Raw genomic sequence first — 13,553 nt, 5'->3', positions numbered from 1 at the left:
GGCGTCGGAAGCGGGAACGCTTTTGCTTCCCCTTGGTTTAGGACAAGAGAGCCTGCTCGCCGCTGCGGCAACCCGCTCTTGGCGGAGATCAGGTCACAGTTGTCAGGGGAGTGATCGATGAACAATCCCGATCCGAATAACCCGAATCCACTGCCGGACAATCCCAATCCGGAGCCGGCCCGGCCGCCTGCCCCGCCGGAGACTCCGCCGGGAGAACCTCCAGGCGTACCCCCGCCCTCGCCGGATCCAATTCCGACGCCGGACCAGGAGCCGATCGGAGTTCCTCCCGGCACGCCTTCCGAAATTCCTTCGGAACCGACCTTTCCCGGGCCGACCGCCTGAAGGGCGGTCGGGTGGAGGATGGCAAGGGTGATTTCGGCGAAGCGCTCGAAACGGGTCTTGCCATGGAACGTTTTGCGCTGGCGCTCATTCACCCTTCCATCATGGAAACCCGCGGCGGGTCCTGCAACCAACGGAGGTTAAAATGAAAGTTAGCAACTGCATGACAAAGGACGTCGAGATCGCCAGTCCGCAGCAAACCCTGCGCGATGCGGCAGAAATGATGGGTCGCCTCGACGCCGGCGCAATGCCGGTGGGCGAGAACGATCGGCTTGTCGGCATGGTAACGGATCGCGACATCGCAATCCGCGGCGTCGCCCAAGGCAAGACACCTGACGCCAAGGTACGGGAAGTGATGAGCACCGAGGTCAGGTATTGCTTCGAAGACGAAGACGCGGAGGATGTTCTGCGTAACATGGCTGACCTGAAAGTGCGCCGCTTGCCGGTGCTGAACCGCGACAAGCGCCTGGTCGGCATCGTTTCGCTGGGCGACCTCGCCACCAACAGCGAAACGGCGACAGCAGGTGAAGCGCTGAGCGGCATCTCGCAACCCGGCGGCGAGCACTCGCAAACGATACACTGACGGCGCACCACCGGCCGGCCTTTGCTACGATCGAACCGCCGGCTGGATAGACGCCGGCCTGCCGGCGAAACTGTTCAGAGCGAACTGGACTGCAACCCGACGAGGAGCAAGCCATGATTACGATGAAGGCCGTCCGTATCCACGATTTTGGTGGACCCGAGGTTTCTTTCGCTGGACGCGGTTCCGTTGCCTCAGCCGCATGACGACGAGGTCACGCTCAAGGTCTACGCGGCAAGCGTCAATCCCGTCGACTACAAGGTTCGCGAGGGCTCTTCGGGCGCGGATCTGCCCGTCACGCTCGGCCGCGACGTATCCGGCGTGGTGGAACTGTGCGGCACGCGGGCCCATATGCTGAAGAAGGGCGATCCACTATATGCCATGCTCGGCAACGACCGCGGCGGCAACGCCGAATATGTCGTCGTCAAGGCAACGGAGGCGGCAGCGAAACCGCAACGCTTAAGCCACGCCGAAGCCGCCGCCGTGCCACTTGCGGGCCTTACCGCGTGGCAAGGCCTTTTCGATCACGGCGGCCTCAAATCCGGGCAGCGGGTCCTTATCCATGGCGGCGCCGGCGGCGTCGGTCATCTGGCGGTGCAGTTCGCAAAGGCCGCGGGCGCGTTTGTCGCGACGACCGTTTCCGCGCAGGATTTCGATTTCGTCCGCGCGCTTGGCGCCGACCAGGCGGTCGATTACAAGAACCAGCGCTTCGAGGAGCTTGTCGAGGACGTCGACCTCGTTTTCGACCTGGTAGCGGGTGAAACACAGGACCGCTCGTGGGACGTGCTCAAGCCCGGCGGGACGCTCGTCTCAACGCTTTCCGAACCGTCGGCGGAGAAGGCCCGCCTGCATCGGGCTCGCGGCGTTTCCTATTTGACCAAGCCGAACGCGGCGCAGCTTGCCGAGATCAGCCGCCTCATCGACGCCGGGAAGGTCAGGCCATTCGTGCAGGCAATCTATCCTCTTGAGGAAGTCGCCAGGGCCGAGGAACAGCTCGAGAAGCAGCATACGCGCGGCAAGATTGTGCTTCAGGTAGCTGCCTGAGCACTCGCCGAACAACAGGCCGCAGGCCAGTTTGCGGAGTGCTCGGACACAGGCCGTTTTCTGCTGTCCAGAAGCCCGGCGGCCGAGAGTTTGACACAGGACGGCCCGCCGGGCCTGGCCGGCTTAGGCAGGTGCCGGCTGAAGCAGCATGCGCCGGGTTTGCCGGGATGCGCAAATCAAACAAATCAAGGAGATGCAACGGATTGTGAGGCACGTCGCGACGACACCTTCGCACCGCCGCCGTCAGTTAACTGCGAAGCGCAGGACACAGCGTTTGCCGACAGGCGGGCTAGTTCCTACCGGCCGCAAGCCGCAAAAACCGCTTCAAACTGTCGGAAACCGGCGATAGGTTCGAACCATGTCTCAACCCGCCAATCCGATCTCCATTGCCCGTCGCGATCAGATGTTTCCAGTGCTGGCTGAGGCGGACCTGGACCGCATGGGCCGTTTCGGCGAAGCTGTGTCCTATGCTGCAGGCGAACAGATCGTCAAAGCCGGCGAGCTGGCGCCCGGTCTGATCGTGGTCCTGTCCGGCAAGGTGGATATCATCCAGGGCGGCAGCTTCGGCCGGCGCGAAACAATCGTCACGCACGGTGCAGGCAATTTCGTCGGCGAGTTGGCGCAGCTTTCAGCCCGACCCTCACTGGTGGATGTGGAGGCGGTCGAGCCGGTCGAGGCGCTCGTCATCCCCTCGCAAAAGCTGAGGGACCTGATGGTGCAGGAAGCAAACCTCGGCGAGCGCATCATGCGGGCGCTGATCCTGCGCCGTGTCGGCCTGCTCGAGAGCGGCACAGCCGGCCCGATCATTGTCGGACCGGTCGACAGCGGCGACGTTTTGAGGCTGCAAGGTTTTCTGGCTCGCAGCGGTCAGCCGCATCGCGTTCTCGATTCGGCTGCCGATCCCTGCGCCAGGACCCTGATCGAACGCTTCCATGTCGATATCCACCATTTGCCGATCGTGCTCTGTCCGAACGGCAAGCTGCTGCTCAATCCCGGAGAGAACGAGCTTGCCCGCTGCATCGGCCTGGTGAGGCCGATCGACGCCGGCAAGCTGTACGACGTGGCCATTGTCGGCGCCGGACCGGCCGGCCTCGCGGCGGCCGTCTACGCGGCTTCCGAAGGGTTGTCGACGATCGTGCTCGATTGCCGTGCCTTCGGCGGACAGGCGGGTGCCTCCTCGCGCATCGAGAACTACCTCGGTTTTCCGACCGGCATTTCGGGAATGGCGCTGATGGCGCGCGCTTACAACCAGGCGCAGAAATTCGGCGTCGAGATGGTGATACCGGACGAGGCGAAGCTGCTGGGCAGCGCAAGCGACACGTCCGGTGCCCACTACACGCTCGCCGTCGGCGGCGGGGAGACCGTGCGGGCACGGTCGGTGGTGATCGCCAGCGGAGCGCGCTATCGCCGCCTCGACATGGCAAACCTGGCGCAATTCGAGGGAACCTCCGTGCATTACTGGGCTTCGCCGATCGAAGCGCGGCTTTGCGCCGGGCAAGAGGTAGCCCTTGTCGGCGCCGGCAATTCGGCTGGTCAGGCTGCCGTCTACCTGGCGGCGCATGTGAAGAAGGTATGGCTGCTGGCGCGCGGCAGCAGCCTCGATGCGAGCATGTCGCGCTATCTGGTGGAGCGCGTCAGGGCACAGCCGAACATCGAAGTGCTGGCTGAGACGCAGATTGCGGCACTGGAAGGCGACGACGGCAATCTTGGCAAAGTGCGCTGGCGCAACCGCGACACCGAGACAGCACGTCCGATCCGCCACCTCTTCCTGTTCATCGGCGCCGATCCGAACACCGACTGGCTGGCGCAATGCGGCGTGGCGTTGGACGCGAAGGGCTTCGTTCGCACCGGGCCTGACATTGGCCAGGAACGTGGTGCACTGGAGACGAACCGCGGCGGGGTGTTCGCCATCGGCGACGTGCGCTCCGGCTCGATCAAGCGCGTCGCCGCTGCCGTCGGCGAAGGCGCCCAGGTGGTTGCAGCGCTGCATGCATATCTCGCGCGAAACGGCAGTCTCGCCGTGGCGCCACAACTGGTCAGGAGCGTATGATGGCAGACGAATGCAGGCACGCCGGGGACATTCGCGACGTGACACCGAGCGCGCTCGGCTGCGAGGAATGCCTGAAGAGCGGTTCGCAGTGGGTGCATCTGCGGCTCTGCCGCACATGCGGCCATGTCGGCTGCTGCGACGACTCGCCCAACCGTCATGCCACCAAGCATTTTCGGGCAACCGGCCATCCTGTCATCGAAGGCTACGATCCGCCGGAAGGTTGGGGATGGTGCTACATCGACGAAATCTTCCTCGACCTCGGCGACCGCACCACGCCGCAAAACGGTCCGATACCGCGCTTCATTTGAGCTTTTTGCGAGCGGGCCGCTACAGCAATTCCAGGAAAAGTGTGAACGGTTTTCATCCGGAATTGCGTCAAAACAAAAGATGGAGCTGTTCGGCGTTTCCGTGAAACGATGAACCATTCTAAAGCATGTCGCGCAAAAGTGCAGCGGTTTTGCGATAACGACATGTATAAAACAAGAATCTAAAGCGCGTCGCATGAGGCCGATCGAACGCGACGCGCTTTAGTCCAAGGCTGCTTCGGCTTGAGCGGGCGTATCGCGTCCCTCTGGTGGTGCCGATGACCGCTCGCGCATATGCCTGACGGTCTGGAGGACACGATCGGCAAGAGATGCAAGCGCACCCTGTGCCGTGCGCGTCCCGATGACGGATTCCAGCGTAACCGACTGCGTTGAGAATTTGTGTTTGAACGACTCTGCGCCACAGAGGAAATCGACCATGCTCAAGCCGTGATCGATCGACCACTGCACGTAATCCATCAACAGGATCACACCTGGCGACGCCCGGCCGAAATCCGGATCGAACGTCGTCACGAAGGCCATCATCATGTCGTGCTGGACGAAGTTGATCGACACCGCGACCATCACGCCATTGCATTCGAGGACGAAGATATGCAGCACGCCGGCGCGCGCCAACGCATCGACGAGCGCGGCGAGTACCGGCACGCCCTCTTCGAAGAGGTCTGATTCACGCATGCGCTCGGTCAGCCATTTCCGCTTCAAGGCCGCGAGGCGCTCCAGTACCGGTTGCAGCGGCTCGTCGGGCGCAAGCAGGCGAAATCTCACCTCTCCGGTTTCTTCCAGCGCCTTGATGCCGCGCCGATAGTTCTGGCGCGTCTTTTTCGACTGGTCCGCCAACCATGCCGCTCCGCTTTCCCATTGTCCGGCAACGCGATAGCTGACTTCCGTTCGGTGAAAGTGACGAAGCCTGATGCCGTCGGAAGCTCCCGGCGTGAAAATTTTGCGGGCCGCCGCATCCGGCGAGAGACGACTGATCAAGGCAAGATCGAAGCCACCTGCATCGCAGAGTTGGGTCCATAGCTCCTGCAGCGCCGATAACGAGCATTCCGGAGCGACGAGAATATCCCCATAGTCGGTATAGCTGCCGGCCGCCCATTCGAGAAACCGCAGCCCCCTGCGCCTGCCGATCGCCAGCGGAACGACAGCAACGAGTCTCTCGCCCTTCCAGACCAGGCCGATCCGCAACGCGCGCTGGTCACGGCGTTGTACGGTACTCCACCATGCCGAAATCCAGGCATGGCTTTGAAAGATCAGCCCGTCGGTACGATGCCAAAGCTCCATCCAAGCGGCTTCGATCGCAGCCAGGCGATCCGCCGAACGGACGATTTCCAGGCGCTCCGCGCCTAGGACGTCGATGGAAACAGCGGTGTTCATGAAGGAGAACTGTCCTGTGGCTGCGCGACCACATTGGGCCGTCTGTGAAACAGTCGCATGACATGCCTTGCCATCTTCTTGAGCGGCAGGATGTAGAGCCCAAAGAGCGACTGGTAATCGCGCACATCGCGATCGACCAGGCCAAATTTCAGGTCTTCATCCGGCTCCGGGACAAATTGCGTTCCGAACAGACGATCCCAGAACGAAAAAAGCAGGCCGAAATTCTTATCGTAGTGACGCGGGTCGATGCTGTGATGCACCTGGTGCCAGTGCGGACACAGGATGATGTTGTTCAACGGGCCGAACGATATCTTGAGATGCGTATGGCGAACAAAGTCCATCATCAGGATGTTGCGGATGACGTAGACGTTGATGCCGAAGATAGCGACCTCTACCGGATCGAGTGCGATCAGGCTCCAGACACCGAAGCAGATGCCCGGGATGACGCCATCCCACATACGGTTCATCAGATCGTCCAGCGGATGAACCCGGTCCTTGGTGATCCCCACCATCACTTCGGCCGAATGATGTACCTTGTGCAATTCCCACAGGAACGGGAAACGGTGCTGGGCGACGTGGTAGAGGTAGTATGAAATATCATAGGCGACCAGCATGGTTGCGGTGAAGATGACGATCGTCACCGGTCCCGCCGGGCCGCCGAGAAGCGGCGCGTGGATGTTAAGGAGCCAGCCAATTGCCTCACGTGTGCCATAGCCCACCGCGACGACGAAGGTGACGCCGGCAGGAATAAGCAGGAAAGGCATCATCGCCCGTTTCGTGATCCAGAACAGGGCGTCGGCTCGCGCCGACGGGTGCAGGATGACTTCCTGTGGGAAGGCGAAGTCGAAAAAGTCCCTGAGGGACTTATGTTCGGCAGTTCGCCAGTAGGCGATCACCGCGCTGCCCAGTGCGGTGAGGAGAAGCAGGCCGAGCGTGGTCAGATTGACGTTCGAAAGCTTTTCCACAATCGCTCTGGCAAATTCGGAAAACATTGATGCAGCGGCTCCTGGTCGTAAGTCGTAAGAAGGCGATCTGGCGAATAGCAAAGCACAAAATTCCCGCCAAACTCGCTACGCCGCCTGCAACCAGTGGCTGTTGCGGGCGCAGCGGGCAAAGCAGGCTGGATGGTGCGAGACTAGCAGATCAACGGTAACGAAACCGCTAAATGTCCAAACGTAATTAATGTCGAATACGGCTGGAACTCGCCCGGCAACTCTACGTTGGCACCGGTTTTTGCTGTTGCGGCGGGTGAATTGGGGCAAGATGGATATCGATCCCGGCTTCGCCCACTTCACCGTGCCAGGCGAGGCGTTCGGCTTGCTGCCTGGTGCCAAAACGCAGTGAAACCCAACCGCCTTGGCCCGGCATGTCACCGCCGGCGCCGATATCGAGCGCAGCATCAGGAAAGCGGATGGCCAACAGTACCTCGTCGCCGCGCAATACCGTGACCGTATCTTCGTGCCGGTCGGCATGGAGGCCGGCGGCCAGTTGGAAGACGATCTCGGACTGGCGCCTGCCGCCGAGCAGTTGGTCGGTGATGAGGATGCCATCGGCCTGGCGCGCCAAAGTGCGCTGATGCACGACGCCGAGGCGGCTTCTATAGCCGTCATGCCGGGCGCTCAGCCTCCAGTGCGGTCCCGGCTCGCTCTCCACCAGCGCTGCGACTGCCTTGTGCGACCAGTTGAAATTTCCAGCGATGGTGCTTTGGCTCTTGCCCTCGATGTTGAGCGTGTTGTGCGCCGGTGTGGAGCGGAACCAGTCGCGCCATGCGCCTCCCGAACCGTAGAGCCAGGTGCCGGGATCGACCAGCACCGGCTCATCGTCGATGCACAGGGTGAGCGACAGCGCGTCGGCATGGCCGTGCGCCGCTATCGAGAGATAGCCGAGCGGTCCATGGTCGAACGTCAGTTCGACATTGCGGCCATTCATTGCTCCGCGCCAGACGGAGAGCCCGCCTTGCGTGAATGTCTGCAAGCCATGCACCGCGGGCGCCGGGCCTGACGGCGCACCAAAGAAAAGCGAACGAAAATCGTCAGGCTCCGGCGCGTTGCCCGGCGTCCCCAGTAAGCCGTGGATGGCGGCCGCGACGGATCGGATATAGTTCGGCTCGTCGCCCAGCTTCAGCACATGGCCCTCATCGTCGTCGCCGAAGCGGGCGGCTTTCTGTGGCAGCCAGCCGACGAAATTGGCGAAGGCGCCCAGACGCGCTTCGACGGCCGAGGGAAACGGCGTTCCCGCCTGGCGTGCCGCGGCGGCGCACAGCAAGATGAGTTCGGCGCTGAAGGCTGCATAGGTCGGCGTTTGCTCGGCACCGGCGCCGTCGGCAAGAATCTGCTTGTGCGTCTCATTTAAGAGGGCGCTGCGGGCAATTTCGGATTCGGCCCCGAGCGCCAGGCCAACCAGATATTCGCCAGCCAACTCTGCGACGAGATGGTTGTTGGCGGAGGAATATCGCGACGGAAACCGCGGCAGCCAATAGGCGCTTGCCGCGAGTATCTCACCAGCTTTCCGCAGCGTCGCCGGGTCAAGCCGGTCACCGATAAGGTCCAGGGTGACGATCAGGCTGATGGCTCGCAGCGCTACTTCGATGCCGGAAGCCCAGCCAATGCCTCGGAACGGCGGATTGGCGGAATGCCAACTGCCGATTGCCGCCTCAATGGCACTCCGGGATCGATTGTCCTCGCTGAGGAGCAGGTGTGCAGCCAGTACTGGCAATTGCTGCAGCCGGTTGACCTCCCAGACATATTTTATATCGCCAAGGTCGCCGCCATCGCGAAAATCGATATCGAACGTATGAGCCTCGGCGCCAGGCCAAAGCCTGCCGGTTACCGGATCAAGACGCCAAAGCTCAGCAGGAAACAAAAGATCGGGCTCACGCTTTGGCCATGTCCGCCCGAGTGCCGAAAACCGGCCATGCAGCATCTCTTGCGCGGCCGCCGCTATGGACTGCCGTTGAGCGTCGGTCGCTGCCAGCGCAGCATGGCGAAATCCAGGCAGCACTGGGTGCAACTGCGGCGATGGATAGCGCTCCCACCCATCATCGCGGCGGCGCGACGCGATCCTTCGACGTTGCTCGCCCAGCCGGTGCAACACCTCGGCCGGTCCCATGCTGCGCAATCGGTTGATGTACCAGCCGATTCTCATGCACGCCCCGTCAACGTTTCGGTCCTTGTATACCATGCCGTCGAAAAGCTGCGGGCCGGCAATCTTCTTTCCCGTTCGTTGCGGTTAATATCTCCCGCGAGCATGCGGAGGTAGCGATGCGAAAAGCGGTGTATGTTGTTGCCTGGGTGCTCGTCTTGCTTGTGGCGGCCGAGGCAGAGCCCGTCCCTCTCAAGCGCGGCGTTGGCGTGCATCAGTGGCTCAACTGGTCGCCGGTGGAGAAAGACGGAACCTACGTTTGGCCGCCCTATCGCAGCGAAAAGGAGTGGCTTGCGGAAAGCAGGCCGCTCACTGACCGGCCGGCCGGGGAGGTGTTTGCCCACATCCGATCGATGGGCTTCGACTTCGTCCGGCTGAGCGTCGATCCCGGCCCGCTGCTTGCCAGCGGGGACGCCAAGCGGCAGCAGGCGCTGGACATACTTGCCGCCGCCGTCGAGCGGATCACGTCGACCGGCCTCAAGGTGGTTTTCGACCTGCATGGCGTCACTCAGATTCCCGACTACAGCATGGAGATGATCTATGGCGGCGCCGACAGCGAGGGCGTTGCCCGCTATCGTCAAATGGTTGTGGCGGTCGCCGCCACGCTGGTCAAGATAGGCACCGACAAAGTCGCCCTCGAACCTTACAACGAGCCCGCGTACTACCCTTGCGATGCGAGCGGCAGCGATCACTGGCAGCGGATCATGGCAGGGACCGTCCACGACATTCGAGCGGTCAGCAGCGAACTTACCATCGTTGCAACCGGCGCCTGCGGCGGCAGCATTGCCGGATTGGTCAACCTCAGCCCCAGCTTTGATGACCCAAACCTCTATTACAGCTTCCATATGTATGAGCCGCACAGCTTCACCCACCAGCGGCCCGATGACACGATCAGCTTTGCTTCGGGACTTCCCTGGCCGGCCGACAGCAGTACACCCGAAGTGGTGACCGAAACCCTTAGAGCACGGATGGAAGCTGCCGGCTTGAGCAGGGTCGAGCAGGTCATGAACATGGCCACCGCGCGCCAAGCAATCGCGAACTATTTCGAGCAGAACTGGGGCCAGAGCCAACTGGAGGCGAGCTTTCGCCAGGCTGTCGACTGGGCTGAAGGCCATGGCATTCCCAGCCGGCGGCTCTTCATGGGCGAATTCGGCGCTATCCTCATGTCCGCGGACGGCCGCATGGGCGCCTTTGAGGCCGACCGTTCGCGCTATCTCAAGGCAGTGCGCCGAGAGGCCGAACGCTTCGCTATCCCATGGTCTGTCTGGGAATTCTCCAATCCCTATGGGATGAGCCTCATCCCGCCCGATGGTCCCCCGGTTCCCGACCCGGAGATGCTGCAGGCATTGGGCCTGCCATAGGTGCCGTCACTCGCCCTCACCAGCGAACAACCGGTGGCAACCCCTGACCGCCAGGCTCGATCGAGGAACGGCCCGTGGCAGCTTTCTCCCGGTTGGGTTGTATTGGCACGAAGTGTTTAACACATTTGTTGTACTGAATTGAGGAATGCGCGCGCCTAGGGGGAACAATGTGTGGAATTGCCGGATGGATCGGTCGAAGGGCTAAAAATCCACAAGAGCGGGCCGCCAGAATGTCAAACGCATTGCGGCATCGCGGTCCCGATGCCGAAGGCACCGAGATATTGGACCTGAATACCGGCGAGCAACAATTGGCATTGGTCCATCGCCGCCTGGCGATCATTGACTTGGCGCCTGAGTCAAATCAGCCGATGCAGATTGAGGACGGCCGTCTCAAAATAATTTTCAACGGAGAGATATATAACTACATCGAGTTGCGCCAGGAACTGATCGGCCTTGGCCATCATTTTCGAACGCGCTCCGATACCGAGGTGCTGCTCCGAGCCTACGATCAATGGCGCTTGTCCATGTTCGACCGGCTGAGCGGCATGTTCGCCTTTGCACTCTGGGATGCTCAGAGGCAGGAATTGATCCTCGGCCGGGATCCCTTCGGGGAAAAGCCGCTTTACCTCATGCAAAGCGAAAGATTGCTGCTGTTTGCCTCGGAGATCAACGCATTGTTGTCGGCGCAGCAAGATGCGCAGCAACTCGATCTGGATGCGGTGGACGAGTATCTGAACTGGCGTTATGTGCCGGGACCACGCACGCTTTTTAAACAGATCCGCAAGCTCAATCCCGGAAGCTATGCTGTCTGGTCGCAAGGGGTGGTCAAGGAAACGCGCTACTATACGCCTCCGGATCAGGCGGCCCTGACCGAGCGGATCGACGGAAAAACCGCCAAGAAGCGATTTCTGGAACTGCTCGACCATTCCGTCGAGATCAGGATGCGCAGCGATGCACCTTTTGGGGCCTTTCTCTCCGGAGGACTCGACTCCTCGGCTATCGTCGCCCTGATGGCCAGGCATAGCGCCACGCCCATTCGCACGTTTTCCGTCGGGTTCGACGACGCAGCCTATAGCGAACTTGGATTCGCCCGGCGCGTTGCCGATCATTTCAAGACCGATCATTGCGAACTTGTCATTCAGCCAGGCGATCTGATGGATCACCTGCCCGCGATGGTTCGCCAACGCGGGGGACCTGTTTCGCAAAGCAGCGATATTCCAATTTACCTGATGTCGGAGCGCGCCTCGCAGGACGTCAAGATGGTGCTCACCGGAGAAGGAGCCGACGAGATTCTCGGCGGCTATCCCAAGCATCGCGCGGAATCACTGGCCGGGATCTACCAGTCGCTTGTTCCAGCCTCGCTGCACGATAACGTCCTTTCCCCTTTGGTACGCGCCATGCCGGGCGCGTCGGCCAAGGTCGATACGTTTGCCCGCACCGCCGGCGAAAGGGACTTTGCCGCCCGGATGGTCTCCTGGTTTGGAGCCGTTTCGGCGCAGCAGCGCGCTTGCCTGATCGGCGCGTCCGCAAATCGCCGTTATGAGCGCAACGACTTTCCGTTCTCGTCAAGCGCTGCGGCTTCCCATCTTCGCCGCGTGCTGTTTTTCGATCAGACATCGTGGCTGCCTGACAATCTACTGGAACGAGGCGACCACATGATGATGGCCGGTTCAATCGAAGGAAGAATGCCGTTCCTCGATCGAGACCTGGTTTCATTCGTCAGCAAATTGCCCGATCGCTACAGGCTGGGTTGGTTGCACAGCAAGCAGATCCTGCGCGACAGCATGGCCAATATCCTCCCAGAGGAAATTCTCAGCCGCCGCAAGGTCGGGTTCAAGGTACCGGTCGCCGAATGGTTTCGCGGATCGATGAGGAACTACGTGCATGACCATCTTTGCTCGCCTCACTCCGTCATTCGCAGCTATCTGAGTCCGAAACAGCTAAATCAAATCGTCTCGGAACACACCACGCGTGCTGCAGATCACGAAAAGCTGATATGGGCGCTGTTGAATTTGGAGATATTCCACCGCGAATTCAGGCTTGAAGCGCCGCCGTCATCATCGGCGTCAGCGCTTGACCGGTTGACGGCTTGACGCCGCCGACCGCCAGACATCGCAGATTGCGCCGACAAACGGGGCGAGCTCAAGCCGTTCCCGATGCACGGCCATGGCACCGGCACCAAGCTTTGCCCGCAGTGCCGGGTTCTCCACGAGGCGGCTCAGCGCCTCGGTCAACGCTGTAACATCGCCTGGCGGCACCAGCAGCCCGGATTGCCCGTCGGTGATTATGTCTTCGACGGCGCCAACCGGGGTCGCCACCACCGCCAAACCGGCTGCCATGCCTTCGATCACCGACATCGGCAGATTTTCGGCGAAGGATGGAAGAACCAGAATATCGGCCGAAGAAATCAGCGATGCGACATCGTCCGGTCCCACCCAACCCGGAAAGGCGATCCGGTCTGCAATCCCCAGCGCGGCCGATTTTGCCCGTGCCGCCTCGACTTCGCCATCGCCGGCAATCGTGGCGCGCCAATTCTTGACAGGGCTCATGCGGTGCAGTGCCTCGAGCAATTGCGGTACGCCCTTGCGGTCGCCGATGCGGCCCAGGAACAGGATATGCACATGGTCGCCGCCGCCGACATGCGCCAGCGACGGGACTTCGGTCGCATTGGGCACGATCACGATATTGCCGGCTGCGCCCGGCGCCCGGCTGGCGACGAAATCGCGCCAAAGCCTGCCCAAAACGATCACCCGATCGGCATGCTCGAACAGAGCTTTGATAAGGCGGCTTATGAAACCGCGGTCGGCTTTCCAGAATGTCTGATACTGCGCCCCGTGCAAATGCAGGACATAGGGTATCGACAGCAGCCGTGCGCAGGCGGCGATCACCATCTTGCGGTAGGTGCTGCCGGAAACTGAGATGTTGATATGAATGACATCGGCGCGTCCAGCCAGACGCGCTTTAAGCATCCGTAAGCAAAAACCGAGCATATAGAAGATCGAAAGTCCGACATGCCCCGGGCCACGACTGGCAAGGAAGCACACATCGATGTCGGCGATTTCTTGCCGTTCGAACTCCTGCTTCAGCGCCCCCATGATGCGGTCGATGCCGCCCTGCCCCGAAACGCCCGAGGGCGTCGCGACCAGGACATGTATTTTTCGATCGGATATGAGGCGCTGCAACATGATGGTACTCTAAATAACACAGACCGGGTAACTGCAAAGCAAACGTTCCCGATAAGGTTTACGGCAAATCTTTTAGTTCAAACTGAATCTGTTCACCCTTCGGCGTCATCGGGCTGGATTTTCCGCCAGTCGGCGGCTAGTCGAAGGTGAGTTTTC

Annotated in this window: 10 protein-coding genes; 6 read left to right on the top strand and 4 right to left on the bottom strand. The window is 61.2% G+C overall.

The window, feature by feature from the left end:
- Positions 1–484: 484 nt before the first annotated feature.
- The 4 genes from NKI54_RS04515 (at position 485) to NKI54_RS04500 (ending at position 4,321) form a co-directional block, all read left to right on the top strand.
- A complete protein-coding gene (locus NKI54_RS04515; RefSeq protein ID WP_031211895.1) occupies positions 485–922 on the top strand; it encodes a CBS domain-containing protein in 438 nt (145 codons plus the stop codon).
- A gap of 186 nt (positions 923–1,108) precedes the next feature.
- Positions 1,109–1,963: an NADP-dependent oxidoreductase gene (locus NKI54_RS04510; protein WP_352690768.1), complete on the top strand. Its 855-nt coding sequence runs from the start codon at positions 1,109–1,111 to the stop codon at positions 1,961–1,963.
- A gap of 358 nt (positions 1,964–2,321) precedes the next feature.
- Entirely contained in the window at positions 2,322–4,013 is a 1,692-nt protein-coding gene (locus NKI54_RS04505) for an FAD-dependent oxidoreductase (protein WP_352635915.1), read from the top strand.
- On the top strand, positions 4,010–4,321 hold the full coding sequence (locus NKI54_RS04500) for a UBP-type zinc finger domain-containing protein (protein WP_036238601.1): 312 nt from the start codon (positions 4,010–4,012) through the stop codon (positions 4,319–4,321). The genes NKI54_RS04505 and NKI54_RS04500 overlap by 4 nt, the downstream gene beginning before the upstream one ends.
- A 219-nt stretch (positions 4,322–4,540) precedes the next feature.
- Here the strand turns inward: NKI54_RS04500 and NKI54_RS04495 are convergent, their stop codons facing one another.
- The 3 genes from NKI54_RS04495 to NKI54_RS04485 form a co-directional block, all read right to left on the bottom strand.
- The gene (locus tag NKI54_RS04495) at positions 4,541–5,710 is read right to left on the bottom strand and encodes a GNAT family N-acetyltransferase (RefSeq protein WP_352635913.1); all 1,170 of its coding nucleotides are present in this window, start codon (positions 5,708–5,710) and stop codon (positions 4,541–4,543) included.
- Positions 5,707–6,702, bottom strand: a complete 996-nt coding sequence (locus tag NKI54_RS04490) for a sterol desaturase family protein (RefSeq protein WP_023677167.1) — start codon at positions 6,700–6,702, stop codon at positions 5,707–5,709. Before NKI54_RS04490 ends, NKI54_RS04495 begins: the two co-directional genes overlap by 4 nt.
- A gap of 223 nt (positions 6,703–6,925) precedes the next feature.
- Positions 6,926–8,854, bottom strand: coding sequence for a heparinase II/III family protein (locus tag NKI54_RS04485; protein ID WP_352635910.1), 1,929 nt, complete (start codon positions 8,852–8,854; stop codon positions 6,926–6,928).
- A 116-nt stretch (positions 8,855–8,970) separates the two neighbouring features.
- Here NKI54_RS04485 and NKI54_RS04480 point away from each other — a divergent pair, with 116 nt between their 5' ends.
- Both NKI54_RS04480 and asnB read left to right on the top strand, forming a co-directional pair.
- Complete coding sequence (locus tag NKI54_RS04480; protein ID WP_352569044.1) at positions 8,971–10,212, top strand: glycoside hydrolase family 5 protein; 1,242 nt, start codon at positions 8,971–8,973, stop codon at positions 10,210–10,212.
- A 167-nt stretch (positions 10,213–10,379) separates the two neighbouring features.
- Entirely contained in the window at positions 10,380–12,305 is a 1,926-nt protein-coding gene (gene asnB, locus NKI54_RS04475) for an asparagine synthase (glutamine-hydrolyzing) (protein ID WP_352635908.1), read from the top strand.
- On the opposite strand, the gene NKI54_RS04470 is transcribed toward asnB, so the two are convergent.
- Positions 12,279–13,397, bottom strand: a complete 1,119-nt coding sequence (locus NKI54_RS04470; protein WP_352635906.1) for a glycosyltransferase family 4 protein — start codon at positions 13,395–13,397, stop codon at positions 12,279–12,281. The genes asnB and NKI54_RS04470 overlap by 27 nt on opposite strands.
- Between the last annotated feature and the right edge of the window lie 156 nt (positions 13,398–13,553).

The organism is Mesorhizobium sp. M0663 (assembly GCF_040320585.1).
Classification (GTDB): Bacteria; Pseudomonadota; Alphaproteobacteria; order Rhizobiales; family Rhizobiaceae; genus Mesorhizobium.
This window is presented reverse-complemented; position numbering and strand designations above follow the sequence as displayed.

Coding starts and splice junctions, on each gene's coding strand:
- NKI54_RS04470 (WP_352635906.1), bottom strand. CDS start 13,397: ATGTTGCAGCGCCTCATATCCGATCGAAAAATACATGTCCTGGTCGCG.
- NKI54_RS04480 (WP_352569044.1), top strand. CDS start 8,971: ATGCGAAAAGCGGTGTATGTTGTTGCCTGGGTGCTCGTCTTGCTTGTG.
- NKI54_RS04515 (WP_031211895.1), top strand. CDS start 485: ATGAAAGTTAGCAACTGCATGACAAAGGACGTCGAGATCGCCAGTCCG.
- NKI54_RS04500 (WP_036238601.1), top strand. CDS start 4,010: ATGATGGCAGACGAATGCAGGCACGCCGGGGACATTCGCGACGTGACA.
- NKI54_RS04505 (WP_352635915.1), top strand. CDS start 2,322: ATGTCTCAACCCGCCAATCCGATCTCCATTGCCCGTCGCGATCAGATG.
- NKI54_RS04495 (WP_352635913.1), bottom strand. CDS start 5,710: ATGAACACCGCTGTTTCCATCGACGTCCTAGGCGCGGAGCGCCTGGAA.
- NKI54_RS04485 (WP_352635910.1), bottom strand. CDS start 8,854: ATGAGAATCGGCTGGTACATCAACCGATTGCGCAGCATGGGACCGGCC.
- NKI54_RS04490 (WP_023677167.1), bottom strand. CDS start 6,702: ATGTTTTCCGAATTTGCCAGAGCGATTGTGGAAAAGCTTTCGAACGTC.
- asnB (WP_352635908.1), top strand. CDS start 10,380: ATGTGTGGAATTGCCGGATGGATCGGTCGAAGGGCTAAAAATCCACAA.